This window comes from Catenulispora rubra, assembly GCF_015356825.1.
Taxonomy (GTDB): Bacteria; Actinomycetota; Actinomycetes; order Streptomycetales; family Catenulisporaceae; genus Catenulispora; species Catenulispora rubra.
This window is the reverse complement of sequence record NZ_JAACYW010000043.1, coordinates 1-19,890: the sequence shown is the minus strand read 5'-3', so window position 1 is coordinate 19,890 and position 19,890 is coordinate 1. Positions and strand designations below refer to the sequence as shown.

Genomic DNA, 19,890 nt, shown 5'->3' with positions numbered 1-19,890 from the left:
GAGTCACACGGTGGGCGCCGTCCCGGGCCGACAGCCCGGCCATGCGACTGCGGCTGGTGACTACCACCGCCGTTGACGAGTCCCCCGGTAGCAGGGGGCGGACCTGGCCTGCGGTGGCCGCGTTGTCGAGCACCACTAGCATCCGCCGGCCCGCGATCAGCGACCGGTACAGCTCCGCGCGTTCCTCCAGCTCCGGGGGGATCGCTGCCGGGGCCGTCCCCAGGGCCCGCAGGAACCGCTCCAGGACTGTCGCCGGCGGCACAGGCGGACCATCGTCGTAGCCGTGCAGGTTCACGAACAGCTGCCCGTCGCCGAACCGGTCGTGCACCCGGTGCGCAAGGTGCACGGCCAGCGCCGTCTTACCTCCGCCGGCCATCCCGACGATCACGATCAGCCGGGGCTCGGGCCCGTCGTCGACCACTACAGCCTGCATATGTGCAAGTTCACGATCGCGCCCGACGAAGCCACGTAGGTCGCGCGGCAACTGTTGCGGCACCGGCCCAGCCGGTCCCGCGGGCGTGTGGAAGTGCACCCCGCCGCTGATGTCGCGGGCCTGCACCACATCGCCGGCCGTACCCGACAGAGACGACGACACCGCCTGACCCGACGCTCCAGAACCGTTCTCGACGTCGCCCCCGCGCTCCATACCGCGCCTCCCGCCACCCAAGGCGACCACGTCGCCACACCACATATCAGAACTCTAATACGCAAACCAGGCCAAGCCCAGGCCCGGGCCCCGCCACCCACTCCAGACGCCGACCGGCGCGGCCCACCGGAACCCCGGTGAGCCGCGCCGTATCGTTTGCCAGGTGGCATCTAGCCCAACATTTCCACTTACAGCGGCATCTCGAACTCGCCGTTGAACGCGCCCAGCAGGAACGCTTCCCACTCGCCGCGGTTGAACTCCAGCACCGGCCCGCCGACAACCTTGCTGTCGCGCACCTGCACCGCAGGACCGACGAACTGCACCAGCACGCAGTTGTTGCCCTGGGTCGGGCTGAAGCTGCTCTTGAACCATCCTCGCGAGCCCACGACTCGCCCCCTTTCACCTGATCCTCACGCCCCGAACCCGCGTCTTCCAGGTCCTTCAGCGCCTGTGACCACACCATGCGGTGCTGGGGACGTAAAAACTCCGTAGCTTTACGATCAAGATGCTGCGGGCGCCGACCTTCAAGTCCGGGCCCTGGGCCGCAGGCCTTGCGGCGGTGCTGCTGCCCTCCGGGCGACATCACCAGCAGGTTCCGCTCCCTGCGAGCCGGCCGGCGGGACGCCCGCGTCACCAGTCGGTGCAGGCGACGAGCGGGTCCTCGCTCCGGGCCGCACTCAACCGGCGTAGTCAACGCATTGACGAAACGGTTCCGGGCAGGACGATCGCACAGACACTCACGACCCGGGTCATCTACACCCACAGGAGGTCACGATGGAGATGTTCAGCGACTGGGAGGGGCGCGGGCTCGCGACCGTGCGGTCGGTGCTCGCCGAAGCGGTCACTGCCGAGCACGCCCACGCACAGGACGCCGATGCGCTCTGGGGCGGCGGGCAGCAGCGCGGCTACGACGTGTTCAGCTCATCGGGGCGCAGTGATGCGAAGTCCGTCCGGATCGACAAGGACGGCAACGTCGTCCTCGCCAGGCGCAACGCGGAGCCGTTCGACCCGTCCAAGGTCGACCGACTAATGCTTGTGCATCTGCATGTGCGCACCGGTTACCGCGTTGACTTGGTCAGGCACACGGTCGATCTCTCGGCCAGGGCCGAGATCACGGATGGCTGGGATGTCCCGGTCGGCGACCTCAACACGATCATGCCGGTACACGGCCCCGCTGATCGCACCTGGCGCAACGTGGTACTCGACTCCGATGGGCTAGCCCCGTACAGAGTCATCTGACCGTCGCGCAGACCGGCTCCCCCGCGAAGGACCGTCGCAGCCGCGGAATCCGGATCAGAGCTCTACCGTCGTTGATCCCTGCGGGGTTTCGACGGTGACGTATAGGCGGGTGCCGGTCCGCGCGCCGGCCGGGTAGCGGTCGGCGTCGGCGAGCGCGGGGGAAGCGTCCGGTGAGCGCGGCCAGGACCGCGTCGGCGGTCGCGGCGTCGGCCGCGACGATCCGGACGGCGGCGGTTCCGGGGGCCGGGAGCTAGTGACGCTCACCGCTGCCCCTCGACCGCCGCCGGATGCCGGTCATCGAGATCGGAACGGGCCGGCGTAGCCGTTGGACAGGCAGTACTCGAAGCCGTAGGCCGGGTTGAGGTACAGCCCCTCCGAGCCGTGGTGGAACTCGATGACGGCGTTCTTCAGCGCGAGGTCGGCCTCGAACAGATCGCGGGCGACGCCGCAGGTCATCGGTGCGGCCCAGTCGGGCAGCTGGCCGCGGCTGTCGCGCAGGTCGGCGTCGAGCTGGTCGAGTGCGTCGTGCCAGGTTCCGAGGCACCCCAGGTGCGCCCGCACGAAGCCGTCGACGGCGGCGGCCGGGCTGGTCTTCTCCTCCAGGACGTCGCGGGCGATCTGGCGCAAATCCTCGGCGTCCACCGCTCCACACAAGCCCTTGAACGCGACATCCGCGCCTGGATCGCCGACTGGAACGACGATCCACGCCCGTATGTCTGGACCAAGACCGCCGACCAGATCCTCGAGACCTTGGCAAGTTACTGCCGACGGATCAATGACTCAGGACACTAGCGCTGTGCTGAAGATCACGAGACTACTTGCCTATAGACCATGCAATGCGATCACCAGCCAGATCGCTTGACAACCCAAGATAACGCTCGTCATCGTGCTTCCCGAGGAGTTCAGCGACGAAGCAAGGTTGGCCCTCATTGACATCGACCCAACTGATGCCATGCGCGGCGCCATCTGGCGCTGGAGCCCCGAGACCTCAGCCTGGGAGAAAGACCTGCCAGAGGCGTGACCGCTGGGTGGTGCTCTCGACAGGGCTGGGTGGCCAAGGAGGTCGTCGATCGGGGGCGCGCGAGGTGTTTTTCGGAGAAGGTTTCCGGGAGGCACCTTCGTGTGTCGTTTGGACGACGGAGCCGGCCTCAGGGCCCGGTGTGGGTGTGAGCTGCCCACAACGTCGGAGCTTGAGGGTATTCGGTCCGCACTCGGCGGACGGCGTGATGGATCGCGTGGGCGCTTTGGTCCGTCCGGGGCGGGATCGTGCCTTCCGCGGTGAGCTCGCTGTAAAAGTCCTGGGCGATGTCGTGGGCGATCGCGTCGTCGATGGGCCACAGGGTGCCGATGACGTGTTGGTAGCCGGCGAGGTGGAAGGCGCCGGCGAGGTGGACGGCCTCGTTGGCCAGACGCGGGTGGGTGACCGTGGTATCGCAGGCCGACAGGTACGCCAGGCCGCCGACGAGGCGCAGGGCGCTGACGTCGGCGACGGTCAGCGCCCTGCTGCTGTGGTCGCGCAGGATTAGCTGGCTGCCGGCAGGGTTGTCCAGGTCGGCATGGCCGTGGCAGGCGAAGTGCGCCACCCGGTGATCGGGCAGGGCGGCCAGGACTGTGGCGCGGGTGGGGTTCGCCAAGATCAGGGCGTCCGGGAGGAGCCTCGCGAGGGTGGCGACCTCGGCGGTGACGCCCGGCAGCTGCTGGGTGTCCGGGGCGTCAGGCACCCCGACGACCACGGTGGTGTTGATGTCGGCGCTGGGATGTTGGTTACGCGCGTACGCGAGGCTGCGTAACGAGGTGGCGTACGAGGAGACGGCGCGGTCCAGCACTGTACGGGGATTCGCCGATCGGGCGGGGTCCGTCGCCATCAGGTCGGCGTGGTGGCCTGCGGCGTGCAGGGGCAGGAACGCCATGATGCCGACGGGGATCCACCACACGCGGGGCCAGGGCCGGTCGTCGCCCGGGGTGGCGGTGAGATCGAGGGCTTCGAACACGGGTGCCGCGATGGTGTCCCAGATCCAGGCCAGAATCGCGAGCAGCTCCGCCTGCGCGGACATTCGCGACTCGGGCTTCAGATCCCTCGGAGGAGCCGTCGCATTCCGGGCGGCCCGAGTGAGCCGGGCGGCCCGAGTGAGCCGGGCGGCCCGAGTGAGCCGGGCGGCCCGGTCGACGGCGTCGGACTCGGTGAGCTTCGTCAGCGGCACTAGGCGAACGGGGCGCTGCGGATCGGGAGTAAGGATCAACGCGTCACAGCGGCCGCGACTGGTGTACACGAACACGATCGGTCCCGTGTTGGCATGGCCGGCCAGCTTCGTGATCGACGGGGGCGCGAGGAAGTCGGCGAAGCCGTCCCGGCCGCGGATCCGGGCGAGCAGCTGATCCCAGGCGGCTTGCCTCTCCCGGCCGAGAACGTCGAAGCGGGCTCGCAGCTCCTTGAACTCCTCGGCCGAACGGGGATCGGCCTGGCTCAGTCGTGCCACGTCGCTGTCGCGGGCGTCGAGAGCATCGGACACCGACACGCCCCGGGTCTGCTCAAGTAGCTCCACCGCCCGCTCGGGATTCCCGGCGGTGATCGCCGCCGCAGCGACGGTTCCCGCCAGGTGGCTGAACTTGCCGAGCTGGTATGCGCGATCGGCGTGGACATGCCAGCGAGGAGATGCCTGGGGCAGCAGTTCCACCGCGGCTTCCGCCGCAGCGAGGGAATCGGGACTGTCCCCGGCTGCCAGGATGGCGGCGGCTCGCTGCCATCCGTAGAGCCGGACGTGTGGATCGGCGGCGGTGTTAACGCCGGCTTCCCGGAAGCACGCGAGCGCGTCGGCCACGACTGCCGGGTCGCCTGTTTGCTCGAAAAGGTGGTGGAGGGCGTTGCCGAGGTTGCTGAGACACATGGCGTGGGTGGGATGACTGACGGGGGTAGCCGCCACGGCGTCGCGGTGGAGTCGGACCGCCTCGATCAGGGTCTCCGTACTCCCGTTGCTCTTCCAGAGTTCCTGGACGGCGTTCCCGAGGTTGGTCACATGGGAACTGCGGTCGGGATGGTCAGCGGGGGTGGCCGCCACGGCGTCGCGGTGGACTGCGACCGCCTCGATCACCAGTCCCGAGTGCTCGGTGCGCTTCGAAAGGCTCTGCAGGGTCGTGCCGAGGAGGTTGAGGTAAATCGGACGGTCGGGGTGGCCGTCGGGGATGGCGGCCACGGCCTTGCGCATGACCTCGACGGCCTCTGTCACCCCTTTCGGGTTCCCCGTGCGTTCGGACAGGGACTCCAGGGCTGCGGCGAGGGTGCTCAGGTCCGAAGCGTGGTGGGAACTCCCTGTCGGGCTGTCGTTCACCGCCTCCTTCGCCAGCGCGACCGCCTCCGTCAACGTCGCCACGTTTCCCGTGTGTTCGGACAGCCTCCAGAGGCTGCTCGCGAGGTTGCGCAGATACGACGCGTGGTTGGCGCCGCCCTTCGGGCAGGCTGCCAACGCCTCTCTCCTGATCCGGGCCGCCTGAACCAGGGCTTCCGGGTCGCCGGTGTAATCCGAGCGTGCCTGAAGGGCGTTCCCCAGCGTGTTCAGGTGCGGCGAGCGGCCGGGATCGTCGCTGGGAGTGGCGGCGACCGCCTGCCGGCCCAGCTCGACGGCCTCGGTGAGGGCACCTGTGTCTCCTGTACGTCTGGCCAGTCCCAAGAGCGAGATGGAGAGGTTGTTCAGCCGCATGGCAAGGTACGGATCGGTGTCGGCCGTCGCGGTCACGGCTCCACGTCCGGCCTGGACCGCCTCGGCCAGTACCTCCAGATCGCCGGTACGACTGAACAGCGTTTGCAGGGACGCCCCGAGGTTGCCCAGGTACTTGGCGCGGTCGGGGTGGCCCTCGGGGATGGCGGCGACGGCGTCACGGCCGGCCTGGACCGCCTCGGCGAGCAGGACTGGATCCCCGGTCTGGTCGTACAGCATCTTGAGACTGGGCGCCAGGTTGTTCAGGTACCCGGCGCGGTTGGGATGGTCGGTGGAGGTGGCCGCCACCGCCTCCCGCGCCAGCGCGACGGCTTCGGTCAGGGCTTCCACGTCGCCGGTGCGCTCGAACTGCAGCTGGAGGGCGGACCCGAGCATGCTCGAGTAGATCGGCCGGCCGGTGCTGCCGACGGGAGTGGCGGCAACTGCCTTCTTCGCCAACTGCACCGCCTCAGCCAGCGCGTTCGCGTCCCCAGTGCGTCCGGAGAGCTCTCTGAGCGTGGCCCCGAGATTGCTCAGATGCGCAGCGCGGTGCGGGTGGCCTTCGGGCGCGTTGTCCAGTGCCGCACGGAACAGCGCGATCGTCTCGACGAGGACGGAGAGTTCTCCGCTTCGCTCGTAGACGCTGAGCAGGCGGGCTGCCTGCCTGCTCGCCGTGGCGGGATCCCGGCTGGACATCGGCTTCGCCTCCTCGCACACCCCGATGGTGTGGCGTCCTCGCGCAAGAACGAACCCTTTCTCAGGGATCGTACTCATGCCGCAGCCTGGCGCGGCAGCGGTGACGCCGGACGCCCGGAAATACCCGGAACCACGACGTCACCAGGTAGAGGCCCGGCCGACCGCACGCGGCCCATCGCCGGAATCGGAACCCACAGATTCCATGGCCTCCGGACGCCCACACCACGAAACCCGAACCCCGCCAGCGAGACACCATGACCAAGCACCGCCGACAGCAGCCGACGAAAAAAGGGAAGTCGCGGATCAGAAGACGATGATGGAGGTGAGGGAGGCTGTGGTCCACCGCGCCGCTACCGTGCGCGGCGCCGTCCACGCCCTCATCACCTTGATCCTCGAACACTAACGCAAGCCGCGACGCCAGCAGGGGAGTCAGGACCGACAACAAGTCGTAGTACAGGTTTGGGGCGGTCGTTCCCGTTTGCGCTGGGGACGACCGCCCCAGCGTGTGCGCGTCATCTTGAACGCCACCAGTACGCGTCCCAGGCAACATGCCTTACTTGCCTAAAGGCATCACGACCAGATCACCAGCAAGTTCACTTGACAACCCAAGATAACGAGTGTGGCTCGTCCCTTGCGAGGATCCGAACGTTGGCCGATGGCTCCGGATCGAACTCTTCCCGTCAGACCGGCTCTCCCGGATCCGGAAAGAACTTGCCGCTAGCCCTGCCGCCTAACTGCGACGCAGCATCTCAGCCTCCGTAGGCCACCACGAGATGAGCTGCCGCCTGCTGCAAGATGGTGCTGTCCGTGGTCGTTGCGTCCATTGCATTGCCGCCAGCAGCGCCCTGCGCAAAGAGGCTGATGAGGACGAGGATGTTGCCGCGCTGGACGAAGTACTCGTGCGCGTCGGTTCCCCAGTGCCCCACGCCGGTGCCCCGCGTTCTGTCGAATCTGCGCGCGGTGTGAAGATAGGCAAAGCCGCCATCGATGGTTGCTGTCTTGTTCAACCTGACCAGCTCTATGCCCTCCATCCCGAAACCCGGCAGGGCGGTCACCGTCTTGCAGGTGGTGAAGTCGGCAGTGATCTGGTCGAGAGCGTGACTGGCGGCCTGCGAGTCCGCGAAGAAGATCATCCGCTCCTCCAGTTGGGCCTGTGGGTTGCCGGGGGGTGCCGTGAAGTTGACAGCTTGGACGCCGTCCTTCGCTGGGTCGTAGCCCCACTCCTTTCCGGTGGGGTTGCAGGTGTACCAGTCCTGCTGAGTCACCCCCGTCGCCCCGACCGGTGTCTGACCGTTGCCCTGCCACGAGAACTCCGCAGCGAAGGGGAGCTCGGCAGGGGTCAGCCAAGCTTCTGCGACGTACTTGTGGAAGCCGGCAGTGAACGAGGCGGGGCTTGAAGTAGCCGAAGGGTATGTCGACGTCGCTGGTGCGAAGTTTGTCTCGTCCGTCGACGGATTCGAGGCGGCAGCTATGGCGGGCGAGGTCATGCCCGGCCCTAGTCCTGGCTCGGCAGGCTGGCGGTTGGCGTCCAGATCAGGCGTGTTCGGCCCTATCGTCGACGCGGCTGTCCGGGGACCACCAGATGCGGCTGGTCCGGGCGTGTCCGGCCCCGAAAATGCCCAGCCCCATAGAATCGTGCTGGCTCCCCCTAGTGCCAGAACACCAATCACCTGGTCAGGGAGGAACTTGTTACGGCGCGTAAGTGAAGCGATGCCCAAGATTACCAAGGCGACGAACAGCAGCAGCATGTGGCGAAGCATCGCATGGAACGGTGCGTGCGGCGCCCACTCGAAGTGGCTTCCGTGGCGGGGAGCGACTAGCCCGCCAGACGCTCCCCGATCTCGGCTCCATTGGCGTCAGGTTGCGCCGGCCCGGCGGCTTTCGATCGCGGGGACCGCGTAGCGCTCGAGCGCTGGCGCGGCAGCTCTTTGAGGACCGGCGCAGTGACGATCGGCTGTTTCGTGTTCGGTCGCTCGATACCGAAGCTCAAGGAGGGGTCGCGCGAAGTGAGTTTCCTGGTGCGGACCGTGCAGACCAGCTGAGCCAGGCGCAGGCTGCGGTTCCCGTCGCTGAGTACCCATATCAGCGTCGCGACGATCGAGATGAAGACGACCGCCGCAACGATCACGGCGGGCCAGCCGAGCCCAATCCCGGCGGCCCAGCCCGCGACCCCGGTAGCTGCGCTGGCCGTGGCTGCGCGCATGTGACGGATTCCCTTGGAGATGGAGGTGGGGAGCGTGGTCATCGGACGCTCTGTCTACGGCCGTGGATGCGCAGTCCCCAAGCCATGGCCGGAAGCTTGCGCCAGATACCGATCACGAAATTCGCCCGCTGGAGACGGGAGTGCACGAAAAGCTCGGCGTTCCACTCCTCGACGAACCGGCCACGATCGGCAGCCGGCGGCGCGATCGTCGCCAGCCCCGTCAAACGGCGCGAGAGCCGTGGAGCGGATCCTTTGCTGGAAACAGGCCGCGATTGCTGCAGCGAAACCCGGACACGGGTGGTCCGAAGGTCACGGAGAGCCCTGTTCAGCGCTTCGAGCTGCGCAGTGCGTTCCTTGCTGATGAAGATCCAGAACCAGAAAGCGCCGAGCGTAAAGAACACGCCCGCTGGTCGGGCTGTTCCGGTCGCGATAGCAGGCCGCGACCTGGCAGCCGCCGATCCTCGGCATCGGAGTCAGGTCCGGCAGCGCCAAGAACGCCTGGAGTGACAACCTCTTCTTGACCCGGTGGAACTGGTGGGCGTCGCAGAGCCCGGAGGCCGCGCTCTTGGCGCACCTTGGAGATGTAGGTGCGCCGGGTCGCTTGTGACAGCGGTACCTCGGCCAGCTGATCGGTGTAGTCGTCGAGTACCGCGGCGAACCGGTCCGGGACGGGTGCCGGACGCCGTCCACGGCGGACCGATGAAGGCGGCCTCCTGTTCTCTAAACCAGAATCCGGGCTCTGCTGACCCTCCGGGAGCGCGTTCGCTAAACCATGCCAGGATTCTACTTTAGAGAATTAGTATTCTCTAAATGGCCGTGCGCCGTGCTGATATCGCCCTGGGCAGGGGTACCGCTCGTGGTCGGATGGGGATAGCGGCCCAACGCTATGGGCAGACCCTGCTATACGCCGGGCCAGGTGGCACATACTGTCGCCACTCGTCGGGGGAGATTTCGTATCCTATTTGGGCGCAGATCTGTGCGAGCGGGTTCATGATCTCGTTTGCGTCAAAGGCTCGTATGCCACCTGTGTCCGCAATAGCCAGGGTCAGACCGTCTGGACGGAAGATCGCCGCGTGAACTGTGCCGCTGCCGGTGATGGGTTGACCGATCAGCTGCCGAGTGGCTACATCCCATACTTGCGTGGTGCCGTTGTCGCCGATGGTGACGAGGACTTGTCCGTCGGGGCTGAACGTCGCCGCGTTGACCTTTGCACCGGTCGTGCCGCCCGTGATTGGTTGACCGACTTGCTGTCCCGTGGCTGAGTTCCACAGCTGCACCACGTCGTTTGGTCCGCCTGTGACGACGGTCCGGCCATCAGGACTGAACGCCAATGCCTGGCCGATACCAAGTGGGTTGCCGATACTTCGCTGTGTGGCTGTATTCCATAGCCGTGCAGTGTCGCCCAGAATGCCGTATTTGCCGCTCCCGGTGGCGATGGTCCGGCCGTCGGGGCTGAACGCGACGGAGGTGGCGGGAGACAAGGTTGAACGGGTGGTCGAGAAGCGGCTCGTCTGGCGCCGAGTCGCTACGTCCCACAAGCTCACGCGGCCCATGTTGTCGCCGATAGCCAGGGCTCGGCCGTCCGGATTGAACGCTAACGAGGCAACGCCGTCGAGAGCGCTGCTCCCGTCCGCGATGTCGCGGCCGATCTGGCGCTGAGTGGCCACGTCCCACAACCGCACCAGGCCACTCTGGCTGCCAGCGACGAGTAGCCGGCCGTCGCGGCTGAATGCGACGGAGGCAACGCCGTCGTAGTCGCTGCCGATGGTGAGGGTCTGGCCGATTTGCTGCTGGGTGGCCACGTCCCACAACCGCACTGTGCCGTCCTCACTGCCGGTGGCCACGGTGGTGCCGTCGGGGCTGAACGCCGCGGACGCTGCTCCGCCCACCGTGGTGATGGTGAGGGGCAGGTCGGTCGGGTGTTGCGCGGCTGGGCTGCACAGCCAAGCCATGCCGTCTTGGAGTCCGAGGACCAGCGTATGGCCGCCCGGGCGATATACCGCAGTGTAGAAGCCGGGATAGTTGGCGTCGCTGAAAGTGCAGGGCTGGCCAATTGGTTGCTGGGTGGCCACGTTCCAGCTCTGCACTGTGTCGTTGACGTCGCTGGCGGTCAGGGTCGTCCCGTCCGAGCTGAAGGCCACATTGATGACCCTGCCCTGGGCGCTTGCCGCGAGCAGGTTGCCGATCTGTTTTCCTGTGGTCACGTTCCACAACCGAGTGCCGTCGTCGTGGCCAGTTGCGAGGGTTCGACCGTCGGGGCTGAACGCCATCGACCGCACACGCAAGGCAGAGAGCGGGTTGCCAATTCGCTTCTTGGTGGATATATCCCATAGCTGTACGCCGTATTCGTCGCCGGTGGCCAGAGTTTTTCCGTCCGGGCTGAACACCACCGCGGCGACGCCTAGGGTTGTGAGGGCGCGCTCGGTGAGGATGCCAGTGATCGCCTGACGGGTGGCGAAGTTCCACAACCCCACAGTGCCGTCTAGGTTCCCAGTTGCCAGAATCTTTCCGTCAGGGCTAAAGGCTATGGACATAGGGAGATCAGGTGGCATGTCCAGCTGTCCCATAGGCTGTTGAGTAGCCACGTTCCACACGCGGATGCCATCCCTACCTGCGACGGCAAGGGTTTGGCTGTCGGGGCTGAAGGCCATCAATGTGTACTGATTAGTGTTGATGAGGGGGCGACCGATCGGTTGAGCGGTGGCCACGTTCCACAGCCGTACCGTGCCGTCGTGACTGCCGGTGGCCAGCATCTTGCCGTCAGGGCTGATTGCCACTTGGTTTACGGGAAGCGTGAGCATGTAGTTAGCCAGGCTTCCGGGTATGGGGCGGAGCGCGGCGTTGATCATGGCGTATCGGGTTTGGGGCGTGGGGTCGATGTGCCATGCTGCCAAGCTCTCTATCTTTGAAGCAGTCGGATCGGTTGCTGTCTGCGACTCGGTGTCCAACTGGCTGGCGATGGCCGCGTTGCGCTGACGGGCAGCGGTATCGCGCTGTGCGGTAGCTGTGCGGCTGGCCTGGTACGCCGCGGCGGTCGCCACTGCCAGCCCGAGAGTCAACGCGAGCAGCGCCGCGAGGCCGCCACGCCGCGAGGCGCGTATGCGTCGGCGGGCCCGAGTGCTGGCATGGAGGAATTCTTGTTCGACCGAACTGAGCTCCGGCTGGCGAGCCGGGCCGATTCGGTCCGTCGTGTCGAGCGCGTTCTTTAGCAGGCTTCCGGCATACAGATAGGACGGGTCCCGGCTGTGGCGGACCCACTCGCCGGCGGCTGTCCGCATGCGGGAGCGGATGATGCGGTCGGCTTGCGTGTCGAAGAGCCAGCCCTCGTACAACTGCGGCCAGGCCCGGAAGAGAACCTCGTGGCTGATCTCCACACTTTCGGCGGACAGGGTCAGCAGCCGCTTGCCGGCGAAGGCTTCCAGAACCGCCTCGACGTCGCGGGCCTTCATGGTGTCTTTGCCGCCGAGAAGTTCGGCACGGGGGACACGATCGGCAGTAGTGGTGCCGTCGGGGCTGGTGGCGGTCAACCGAAGAAATACTGTGCGGGCGGTAGCCTGCTGAGCGGGGGTGAGCTCGTTGTAGGCTTCGTCTGCGCTGGTGGCGACAGCGCGTTCGATGCCCCCGGTGCGGTCGTAGTCGGCCATCATCAGTTTGTTCTGGGCACGGGTGCGCCACGCCGTGTCCAGGGCATAGGACAGCATGGGCAGGATGCCCGCAGGCGCCGCGATCCCACGTCCAGGCCCCATCGGATCGCGTCCAGGTGCTTGGCCACGGATTTCCTCAAGCAGCTGCCTGACGAGTTCGTCGTCAACGTCCGAGCCGAGCTCCTTGGCGGGCTCGGTGATTGCCATCCGCAGTTGGCGTTCCGTCATTGCGGTAAGCAGGTACCGGTCCTGGACCACGTTGGTCAGCAGCGGATAGGCCGCGCAGCGCGCCTCGAAGTCGGCGCGGACCACCAGCACCACCAGGGCGGCAGCGCGATTCCCGGCATCAGAGCCACATCCCGCTGCCGCTTCCAGGGCAGTAAGGAAAGCGACGCGCTGGTCTTCATCGTGACACTGGGTGAAAAGCTGCTCGAACTGGTCGACGATGAGCAGCAGTCTTCGGCTGCGCCCGGCCGTGAGTCGGCCCGGCTCTGTTCCGACGGGCCGAACCTGCGCGACCTGGCGCGCCGTGAGCGCGAAACCCGAGGGATCGGCCTTGATCGCCTGATGCGTCGTGGCTGCGTCGAGTCCGGCGAGCGCAGCGATGTTGGCCAACTCGTGCAGCGGATCCCGGCCCGGCGTGAGCACCACAGACGGCCACTGCGCCGCCTCCGGAGCACCGTCAAGCCCATCGCTGCGGATTTGTGACAGTACTCCGGCCTGCAGCAGCGATGACTTGCCCACCCCCGACACGCCGGACACCATCAACAGCCCCGAACTGCTCAGACAGTGCGACATGCGACGCAGCACCTGACCGACAGCCTCGTTGCGGCCGAAGTAGAAATCGGCGTCCTGTTCTTCGAACGCTGCCAGACCCCGGTAAGGAGACTCGGTCATCGCGGTGGCGACCGCCGACGGGCGGGATGCGGCCGATCCCCGGCTGGGCGCTGCCGGACCAGTTATGGATCGCATGGGGATCAGCTGATGATCGGCGTCCGGCACACCGATCAGCCCGCTCAGTGCTGCCAGTTGGTCAGTCGGCAGTGTGTACCACTGTTCGACGCGCCGCGCGGTCAGCAGGCCCGGCCCCTCGCGCCAGAAGTTATCGGTCACGATCCCGATCAAGACGCCTTCGGCGAACACGGCGGCCCCGGACATCCCTTCCCAGGGTGAGCGCTCGGGACCATCCGGATGCGGCGGGGGTGGCGAACCGACAGCCAGCTGCAGCATCCCCGAAATGTCGTTGTTGAAGGGATTGCAGGTCGCACGGATGTGGCGAGATTCCCGGTACTTGCCCGGGGACGCCGCGGCGGCTCTCCTGCCTCCGTCGCGCAGCGTGAACCAGGGGTAGCCCACCGCTTGGCATTCCGCCTCGCCGGTTAGCCTTCCGTACCGGACCGGTTTTATCGAGCCCGGATGCGAGACGGAAACGTTCAGGCGTACCAGCGCCACGTCCACGTCCTCGTGCGCCCACTCCGTTCTTCCGGTCTCCTTGCGGACCCGGCCAGGCGCGTCAACGAATCGGATGCTCACGCGGGCCGCGTCACCCACCACATGCTGTGCGGTTATCACCAGGTTGGCGGTGACCAGGTATCCGGAGCCGAGCTTGTCCTTTCCGTTCCGGTGGTGTGCGACGACTTGGACAGCGCGCCCCTTCTCCGGCCCGTCGGCTGCCACGCTTACTCCTCGCCGGGCTCGGCCGTCCCGGCGATGAGCGCGGTGACCTCCGTGCCGTCCAGCTTCGGGGTGAGAGTGAGCTTGATCCGCTGGGTCCGGGTGGCATCCCACTTGCCGTCGGCGTGTGCTTCCGCCACCAAGAAGCGCAGCTTGCTACCGGTTTCGGCGGAACGCTCCACCGCCACGACGACCTCCAGCTCGATCGGCCCCAGCTCGAACCGAAGAGCCGCGCCATCGCCGGCGACCACCGCCTCCTGCAACTCCATCCGCAGTTGTCTGATCAAAGCAGTCAGCTCGATCATGCCTCCACCCCTTCATTCTCGGGCTCGCCCGTTTCCATAGCCCGCCACACCTCGTACCGGGCACGCCATCAGGTCGTCCTACGCTGCTGCGGAGCCACCGCCGATGCTCAGACGGTTCGACAGGTTCAAGCGCACCTCCCCGTAAGGGCGGATGTGCTCCCAGAACAGCGCCGTCAGGCCGCGCCGATCGGCCGGACCCAACAGGTCGGCCCACTCGGGCTCGGCCAGGACGTGCTGGAGCATCAGGGTATTCACGTATACGAGGCCCGCTTGCAAGATCCGCAGGCACGCCACCGTCATCTCCAGCTCCTTCTTGCGGTTGGTGGAGATCTCCCCGGATTTGCCGTAGGCGATCACCGCGTTGGCGCGGTTCCAGGCCTCTACGACGTTCAGCCCTTCCTCGATCTGCCGCTGAAGGTCCCGATCGCGCAGATAACGACGTATGAAGATCGTTCTTTGAGCCTTACCGATCTCCAGCATCGCCTGGTAGGCCGGGTGGGAGACCCGCCGCGGAACCGTGACAGCACCGCCTCGGCTGTGGCGGTCCCCGAGTCGATGGCCGCGGCGTACTTCATCACCAAGTCGTAGTTGTCCTCGATGACCTTCCAGTCGATCGTCCGATGCAGCACCTGGGCCAGGCGTGCTGCCATCCCGACTATCTGCCGCCCCATGGCCGCGCATCATGCCGTAATCCGAACCCTGAGAAGGGGCAATCAGCCGAACCGAAGAAGAGCAGCACGTCAGACGGCTTGATCACAGCCGTTTGGGTCAGGTGACACGGTCGTTAACGGCATATGGTCCAGGTATTCGGTGCGACCTAGATGACCTCGTCGAAGTCGCGGTGCAAGATCGTATTCCGGTCCCCGCATTATGGGCCTGGTCCTCGTCGCTCGCTCCGGTGACGTCTGACCAGGCGGAGGTGGTCCGGCGTCGCCTATCGAACAGGAAACGTAGACGCTCGAGGGGCTCGTCACCGGTGGCGGCCGAGGCGGGTGACGTTGGCTTGGTCCTCCAGTGCTCGTGTCAGACGCGCGTTGCGCAGAGCGAGGTGTTGGATCTGCGCGGCGGCCAGCTTGAGCTGGTCGGTGAGTTCCCGGTTGGCGCGGCGCAGCTTGGCGTTTCGCGCGGTCAGGATGTCGTTCGGGCTCGGCCGTCGGCCGGGGTGCGGGCGGACGGCGTGCGGTGCGCAGCAATCTCGCTGGCGATCTCCGGAAAGCGGCGGCGGAACGTGGTGTTGCTCATTCCGAGCTGGCCGGCAAGCGTCAGGACGCTGGGGCGGGTGTTTTCGGCATGGCAGGCCCGGAGCATCTCCTCCAGACGTCTGCGGGCGGCCGCTTCGGAGACGTCGCGGTTCATGAGGTCGGCGCGATCTGTGCATGTCGGGCGAGGAACTGGCTGATCTCGGCGTGGCGGGTAGTCAGACGGGCCGCGAGCAGGGGCGGCAGGGCCCGGCCAGCGTTCAGGCGTTCCTCGATTCGGTGCAGCTCCCGCTGCCAGGCGCGGGTGTTCTCATCGGTCAATGCGACGTTGCGGCAGGCCAGCGGGAGGCAGCCGCCGTGTTCGGGCAGTCCTTCGGCGCGGGCGTTCTTGGCTTTCTCGCAGAGCGCGGTGGCAGCGTTGTGGACGCAGGTCACGAACTCGCCTGGGTAGATCGCCGGATCGTTGTTCTTCATGATCCGCAGGAGTCGGCTCCGGTCGAGAGCCATCCTTCCTTGATACTGGGCCCGGTCGCCGAAGTCCTTGAGCCGTTCGGCGGCCTCGGCAGCTGAAGGCCCGGCAAGATCGAGGTGGTCGTGGGCTTCGATCATTTCCATGTAGACCGCTCCGCGGGTTATGGCCTGCTCGGCTTCGACCTCGGCGCGGAAGCCGGAGTCGCTGGTTCCCGCGTAGCCCTCGAACATTTGAATCGAGTGGTGTCGGTAGGCCAGCGCGCCGGCGATCACACCGCCGGGGCGGCGGGCGATGAACCAGGCAAGGGTTCTACGGAACTGACTGGTGGTGAGGTTGAACACGCGCTTGTCGATCAAGGGGATGCCGTCCAGGCGGCCGGTCTGACGGCAGTAGTCGGTGATCCAGGCGACGAACTCGTTGAGCTGTTCGTTAGTGGCGGCGGAGCTCAGCGCTTGGCCAAGGCCCCTGCTGTATGCGGGGCTGTGGTGAAGCCGGGCGAACAGGAACGTCTGGTCGGGGAGCTGGAGGGTCTCCAGGACGGCAACGGCTCGGGCCACCGGTTCGCCGACCGTCCACACCGCCGGGGCGCCCGCGATATCGATCTCGCCCTTGAACGCCAGGCTCGCGACCTTCCAGCGATAGGCGTTCCCGTCGGCGTCGCGCTGGATGTGCAGGCAGCCACGTTGTAAGTGCTTAATTTCGCAGTCGCGTATCCCGCTGAGGAAAGCGATGATCACGTAGGCGGCGGCTTGCACCGTCCTGGCCAGCCTGGCCAGACCGTATGGCTCGCAGTGGTCGGTGCCGATGCCAGCCGCCCAGGGACGGCCGTTGAGCCGGGCGGTGATGGTCATGTCGTAACAAGTCGTCGAGGTCAGGCCAACCTTCTCGATCACGGTGTCGATCTCGGCCTGGCACCGCGGTCTGGTCAGGTGGGAGCGCTCGATCCGCAGCAGCTGCGCGAAGTAGAACCTGTTGAGCTGGCCCTGCCGGCCCGGCAGCGGGCGGTCATCGGCGACATGCTCATCCAGCGCGGCCCGGATCCTGGCGACAGCCTCGCCAGGTTTGAGCCGCCCGGTCTGTTCCAGTGGTGCACGCAGCCTGCGGCGCAGTTGCTCGGCGCGCAGGATGTCCTCGGCAAAGTCATCGACGAACCGCAACGCCCAGGCCAAGAGCGCCCCGAGCACGGGTTCGGGAATACGAGCGGTAGAGTTCTCCCGGCCGTGAGCGCCAGTCGTCTCCAGCCAGCCGTCGACCATCAGCGGATCGAACCTGAGCGCGTCGGGCCCCAGGGCTGACCTCCAGTGCCAGAGCAGCCGTACTTGGCGGCGCAGCGTCACGCGTCGGCGGGGGCGGTCCGGCATCACCGTCAGCAGGTGCCTGACGTAGGCCTCCAGATCCTCGCCGGTCAGGTGCCCGAGCCCGGCCCGCTCGGGCAGCCAGCGCGCATCGAGCCAGACCAGAAACGTCTTCAGCCCGGTGAACGTCTGGCGAATCCTGGCGATGTCGGGCCTGATCTCACCATCAGGGAGCGGACCGGACAACAGCGCCTCGAACAGCCGCCTGGCCGCGTTCTGGAACCGGTCCGGGATGGTGTCGAAGTAGAGCCTCAGCGCCGAGGCATTCTCCTTAAGCAGCGCCGGAGACAGGTCCCATACCGGGCTGCTGAAACGGGCGGTCGCCTGCAGGAGGACGCCGGGACGGAGCCGACGAGCGCGCAGCACGAACGGGTCGTCGCCGATCGGCTCGGACAGGGCAGTGCTCACGGATGCTCCCAAGGGTTTTCGACCAGGTCCAGCAGCTCATCGGCGTTCGGGGCCAGCCGGGTGCGGGCTGCTTCGACCTCGGCCGGGTCGAACTTCACGAGGATGTCGCGCCGCAGCGCAGCCCAGGCCGGGCCGTAGCGGCGCCACCACTGGTCGATGTCCATGCGCTGATAGCGCGCTGACAGGGCATCGAGCAGCGCTAGCAGGGCGGGCAGGTGGTCACGGGTGACCAGGCAGTTTCCGCAGTGTAGGCAGTCCAGCAGCGAGTCCTGGCATGGTGTGTTCGTCACCGGGTGGTGCTCGGCGTCGCGGCATGCCCCCCAAGCGGTCTCCTGGGCCAGCGGTAGCAGCTCCCTGGCGACGTCCGCCTCGATGACCCTCGCCCCTCCGCCCCGTGCCCGCGCGGCTTCCTGGTGAGCGCGCAGCGCCTGCTGTTCGTGTGCCATCAGGACGCTGTGTTCGGCCTCGCGCAGCGCATCCTGTACCACTCCATCGGCCCATTCCCGGGTCGCCAGGTCAGGGCGGAGGTAGTGGCGGAATAGCACCTGCGCCGTGTTCGACTTTGCCGAGGAGGGCAGGTGCCCGCCAAGGCTTCTGGTCCGGTGTGCGTCGGCGGTGGTCTTGACCCGATTGAGGGTCAAGGCCAGCGGCTCAGCCGGTGCCGGGGCTTCGTCGTGCGAGTCGGCTGTCACCGGGTCGGCCAGCAGGGGCCGTGGCCGGTGCAGCGCCCAGGACATCAGCCCGCGTGGTTGTTGGGGGTGCAGTGTGTCCTGGAACGGCGCGTAGTACTCCCCGCGACTGCTCAGTTGGTTGCGCTGCGACCAGATGCACAGCAGCAGCGGAGATCCGCAGACTGACCGGGCGTGCTCGGTAAGGTCGTGCAGCAGCAGATAGAGACCTCCCGGAGTGTGCAGCTCCCGACCCGGCCGCCCGATCTCCCATGTCACCGTCTCCGTCCACGAAGCCGCTCCGCGGCGACGTTTAATGACTGTCAGCTCCACTGCCCGGCTCTCCAGCACCCGATGCTGGGCTGGAAGCTCCTTGACGGTCTCGCCGTTGCGCTCGGTCAGCGCGGTCATCAGGACCATCACCGGCGACAAGTCGTCCAGGCACAGCGCCAGCTGACCGGCCATCTCTTTGCGGGTGGAGAACCCGCTGCCCGAGAAGCCGGGAACTGTCCCGGTGTCCTGCGTGGCGGCCAGAGTCGCGCCCCTGAGCCGCTCGACGCCGCCGAGCAGCCCCGGCTGTTCCCGGAACACCCGGGCCAGTTCCCTGCCGGCCCTCAGCCGCCGGGCCACCGCCGCGCAGTCGGTACGGGCAGCTGCCAGCAACCGGTTCCACTCCCCGTCCGAGAAACCGCCTACCCCGGCGGCCTCCTGGCGGATGTTCCGACGGCATAGCGCATCGAATACTTCCTCCGGCATCCGCGAGCGCACCGGTCGCAACAGCTCCCGCAGATCGGCCAGATCGCGCTGGCGAGTCACCGGGGCGTGTTCGGTGCGCGCGAAGAAGGCGTTGATGTGGACGCGCCTGCAATCGGCTGGCGTCGCGGGCGGCCGGTCCAGTCCATCCAGCCAGCAGACGAAACGCTTGGTCATCGTCATCGTGCTCTGGGCGCTGGTCAGGGTGCGGACAGCGCCTCCGTACCCGGTGCGCAGCGCGAACGCCTGAGCCAGCATCGACCGCCATCCCCGCATGGGCAACTCGCCAAAGTCGAAGGACCGCCGCCGTCCATCGTCGCCGTGGAACTCCACCACCAGCGAACCGGTCACCGACGGCAGCACCGGAACAGGCACCTGGAATCCGTCACCGGGCAGCGGCGAGCCCCGCCCCGGACCGGTGCTGCCACGTCCAGTGCGCCGGCTCATGCCCCTGTTCCCTCGTCGACGCCGAACAGCGCCAGCGGCATCTCGCGCGGGTCCTCCCAGCCGTCAGGGACCAGCGCCATGCGCGTCTCCATCTCCAGCTCCTGCAACGCGTTCAGGTAGATCAGCGTCGTCAGCTGCGAGGCGTGCCCGAGTCTGCGTCGCACCAAGTCCATCGGATCCCCGAAGATCCTCTGATAGTGCAATCGCTGATCGGTGTTCATCTCGGCCAAAGCCCTGATGTGCCCGCGCTGCAACTGCTCCAGGGTGATCACCGCGAACGTATGGCGCAGGGCGTGCGCGTGGGCACTCAACTCCACCCCCACCGCCCGGCAGCGCAGGTTCGCCGTGGCGAAAATGCCCTTCCAGGTCGACACTGTCAGCGGCATGCCATTCTCGCCCAACCAGAACATCGCCGGCTCCAACCCCGCCTCGGTCTCCGCCAGAAGCCGGAACCGGTCACCCGGCCCGATCCCGCGGACGTCCAACACC

Annotated in this window: 14 protein-coding genes and 4 pseudogenes; 4 read left to right on the top strand and 14 right to left on the bottom strand. The window is 67.0% G+C overall.

Annotated elements, in window-relative coordinates; all coding sequences use genetic code 11:
• Positions 1-13 precede the first annotated feature (13 nt).
• A pseudogene (locus tag GWK61_RS61680) lies at positions 14-352 on the bottom strand (hypothetical protein); the annotation flags it as partial.
• Here GWK61_RS61680 and GWK61_RS58515 point away from each other — a divergent pair.
• The gene (locus GWK61_RS58515) at positions 284-472 is read left to right on the top strand and encodes a hypothetical protein (RefSeq protein ID WP_267254269.1); all 189 of its coding nucleotides are present in this window, start codon (positions 284-286) and stop codon (positions 470-472) included. The pseudogene GWK61_RS61680 and the gene GWK61_RS58515 overlap by 69 nt on opposite strands.
• 362 nt (positions 473-834) lie before the next feature.
• Here the strand turns inward: GWK61_RS58515 and GWK61_RS14925 are convergent, their stop codons facing one another.
• Positions 835-1,032, bottom strand: coding sequence for a DUF397 domain-containing protein (locus GWK61_RS14925; protein WP_194908960.1), 198 nt, complete (start codon positions 1,030-1,032; stop codon positions 835-837).
• Between the two features lie 388 nt (positions 1,033-1,420).
• Here GWK61_RS14925 and GWK61_RS14920 point away from each other — a divergent pair, with 388 nt between their 5' ends.
• A complete protein-coding gene (locus tag GWK61_RS14920; RefSeq protein WP_194908959.1) occupies positions 1,421-1,885 on the top strand; it encodes a hypothetical protein in 465 nt (154 codons plus the stop codon).
• 294 nt (positions 1,886-2,179) lie between these two features.
• Here GWK61_RS14920 and GWK61_RS14915 read toward each other — a convergent pair whose 3' ends face one another.
• Entirely contained in the window at positions 2,180-2,527 is a 348-nt protein-coding gene (locus GWK61_RS14915) for a hypothetical protein (RefSeq protein WP_194908990.1), read from the bottom strand.
• Between GWK61_RS14915 and GWK61_RS14910 the strand changes: the two are divergent.
• Both GWK61_RS14910 and GWK61_RS58510 read left to right on the top strand, forming a co-directional pair.
• Positions 2,525-2,677, top strand: a pseudogene (locus tag GWK61_RS14910) (IS630 family transposase); the annotation flags it as partial. The gene GWK61_RS14915 and the pseudogene GWK61_RS14910 overlap by 3 nt on opposite strands.
• 94 nt (positions 2,678-2,771) lie before the next feature.
• Positions 2,772-2,906, top strand: coding sequence for a hypothetical protein (locus GWK61_RS58510; protein ID WP_267254266.1), 135 nt, complete (start codon positions 2,772-2,774; stop codon positions 2,904-2,906).
• Between the two features lie 127 nt (positions 2,907-3,033).
• Here GWK61_RS58510 and GWK61_RS14905 read toward each other — a convergent pair whose 3' ends face one another.
• From GWK61_RS14905 to GWK61_RS14850, 11 genes and pseudogenes are all read right to left on the bottom strand, one after another.
• Positions 3,034-6,273 (bottom strand): CHAT domain-containing tetratricopeptide repeat protein, encoded by a 3,240-nt coding sequence (locus tag GWK61_RS14905; RefSeq protein ID WP_194908958.1) that lies wholly within the window; start codon positions 6,271-6,273, stop codon positions 3,034-3,036.
• Between the two features lie 749 nt (positions 6,274-7,022).
• The gene (locus GWK61_RS14900) at positions 7,023-8,021 is read right to left on the bottom strand and encodes a hypothetical protein (protein WP_194908957.1); all 999 of its coding nucleotides are present in this window, start codon (positions 8,019-8,021) and stop codon (positions 7,023-7,025) included.
• A gap of 68 nt (positions 8,022-8,089) precedes the next feature.
• Positions 8,090-8,518, bottom strand: a complete 429-nt coding sequence (locus GWK61_RS14895) for a hypothetical protein (protein ID WP_194908956.1) — start codon at positions 8,516-8,518, stop codon at positions 8,090-8,092.
• On the bottom strand, positions 8,515-8,877 hold the full coding sequence (locus GWK61_RS14890) for a hypothetical protein (protein ID WP_194908955.1): 363 nt from the start codon (positions 8,875-8,877) through the stop codon (positions 8,515-8,517). Before GWK61_RS14890 ends, GWK61_RS14895 begins: the two co-directional genes overlap by 4 nt.
• Before the next feature lie 483 nt (positions 8,878-9,360).
• Positions 9,361-13,797 (bottom strand): nSTAND1 domain-containing NTPase, encoded by a 4,437-nt coding sequence (locus tag GWK61_RS59505; RefSeq protein WP_194908954.1) that lies wholly within the window; start codon positions 13,795-13,797, stop codon positions 9,361-9,363.
• Between the two features lie 2 nt (positions 13,798-13,799).
• A complete protein-coding gene (locus tag GWK61_RS14880) occupies positions 13,800-14,099 on the bottom strand; it encodes a trypco2 family protein (RefSeq protein WP_194908953.1) in 300 nt (99 codons plus the stop codon).
• A gap of 78 nt (positions 14,100-14,177) precedes the next feature.
• Positions 14,178-14,749 (bottom strand): annotated as a pseudogene (locus GWK61_RS14875) (Tn3 family transposase).
• Positions 14,750-15,227: 478 nt separating this feature from the next.
• Positions 15,228-15,455: a hypothetical protein gene (locus tag GWK61_RS14865; RefSeq protein WP_194908950.1), complete on the bottom strand. Its 228-nt coding sequence runs from the start codon at positions 15,453-15,455 to the stop codon at positions 15,228-15,230.
• Complete coding sequence (locus tag GWK61_RS14860; protein ID WP_194908949.1) at positions 15,452-17,533, bottom strand: hypothetical protein; 2,082 nt, start codon at positions 17,531-17,533, stop codon at positions 15,452-15,454. Before GWK61_RS14860 ends, GWK61_RS14865 begins: the two co-directional genes overlap by 4 nt.
• A complete protein-coding gene (locus tag GWK61_RS14855; RefSeq protein WP_194908948.1) occupies positions 17,530-19,401 on the bottom strand; it encodes a hypothetical protein in 1,872 nt (623 codons plus the stop codon). Before GWK61_RS14855 ends, GWK61_RS14860 begins: the two co-directional genes overlap by 4 nt.
• Positions 19,398-19,890, bottom strand: a pseudogene (locus GWK61_RS14850) (integrase); the annotation flags it as partial. The pseudogene GWK61_RS14850 and the gene GWK61_RS14855, both read right to left, overlap by 4 nt.

Excerpts from the sequence above, each read along its gene's own strand:
- GWK61_RS14920 (WP_194908959.1), top strand. The coding sequence starts at position 1,421 with ATGGAGATGTTCAGCGACTGGGAGGGGCGCGGGCTCGCGACCGTGCGG.
- GWK61_RS14905 (WP_194908958.1), bottom strand. The coding sequence starts at position 6,273 with ATGTCCAGCCGGGATCCCGCCACGGCGAGCAGGCAGGCAGCCCGCCTG.
- GWK61_RS14900 (WP_194908957.1), bottom strand. The coding sequence starts at position 8,021 with ATGCTGCTGCTGTTCGTCGCCTTGGTAATCTTGGGCATCGCTTCACTT.
- GWK61_RS14895 (WP_194908956.1), bottom strand. The coding sequence starts at position 8,518 with ATGACCACGCTCCCCACCTCCATCTCCAAGGGAATCCGTCACATGCGC.
- GWK61_RS14880 (WP_194908953.1), bottom strand. The coding sequence starts at position 14,099 with ATGATCGAGCTGACTGCTTTGATCAGACAACTGCGGATGGAGTTGCAG.
- GWK61_RS14865 (WP_194908950.1), bottom strand. The coding sequence starts at position 15,455 with ATGAACCGCGACGTCTCCGAAGCGGCCGCCCGCAGACGTCTGGAGGAG.
- GWK61_RS14855 (WP_194908948.1), bottom strand. The coding sequence starts at position 19,401 with ATGAGCCGGCGCACTGGACGTGGCAGCACCGGTCCGGGGCGGGGCTCG.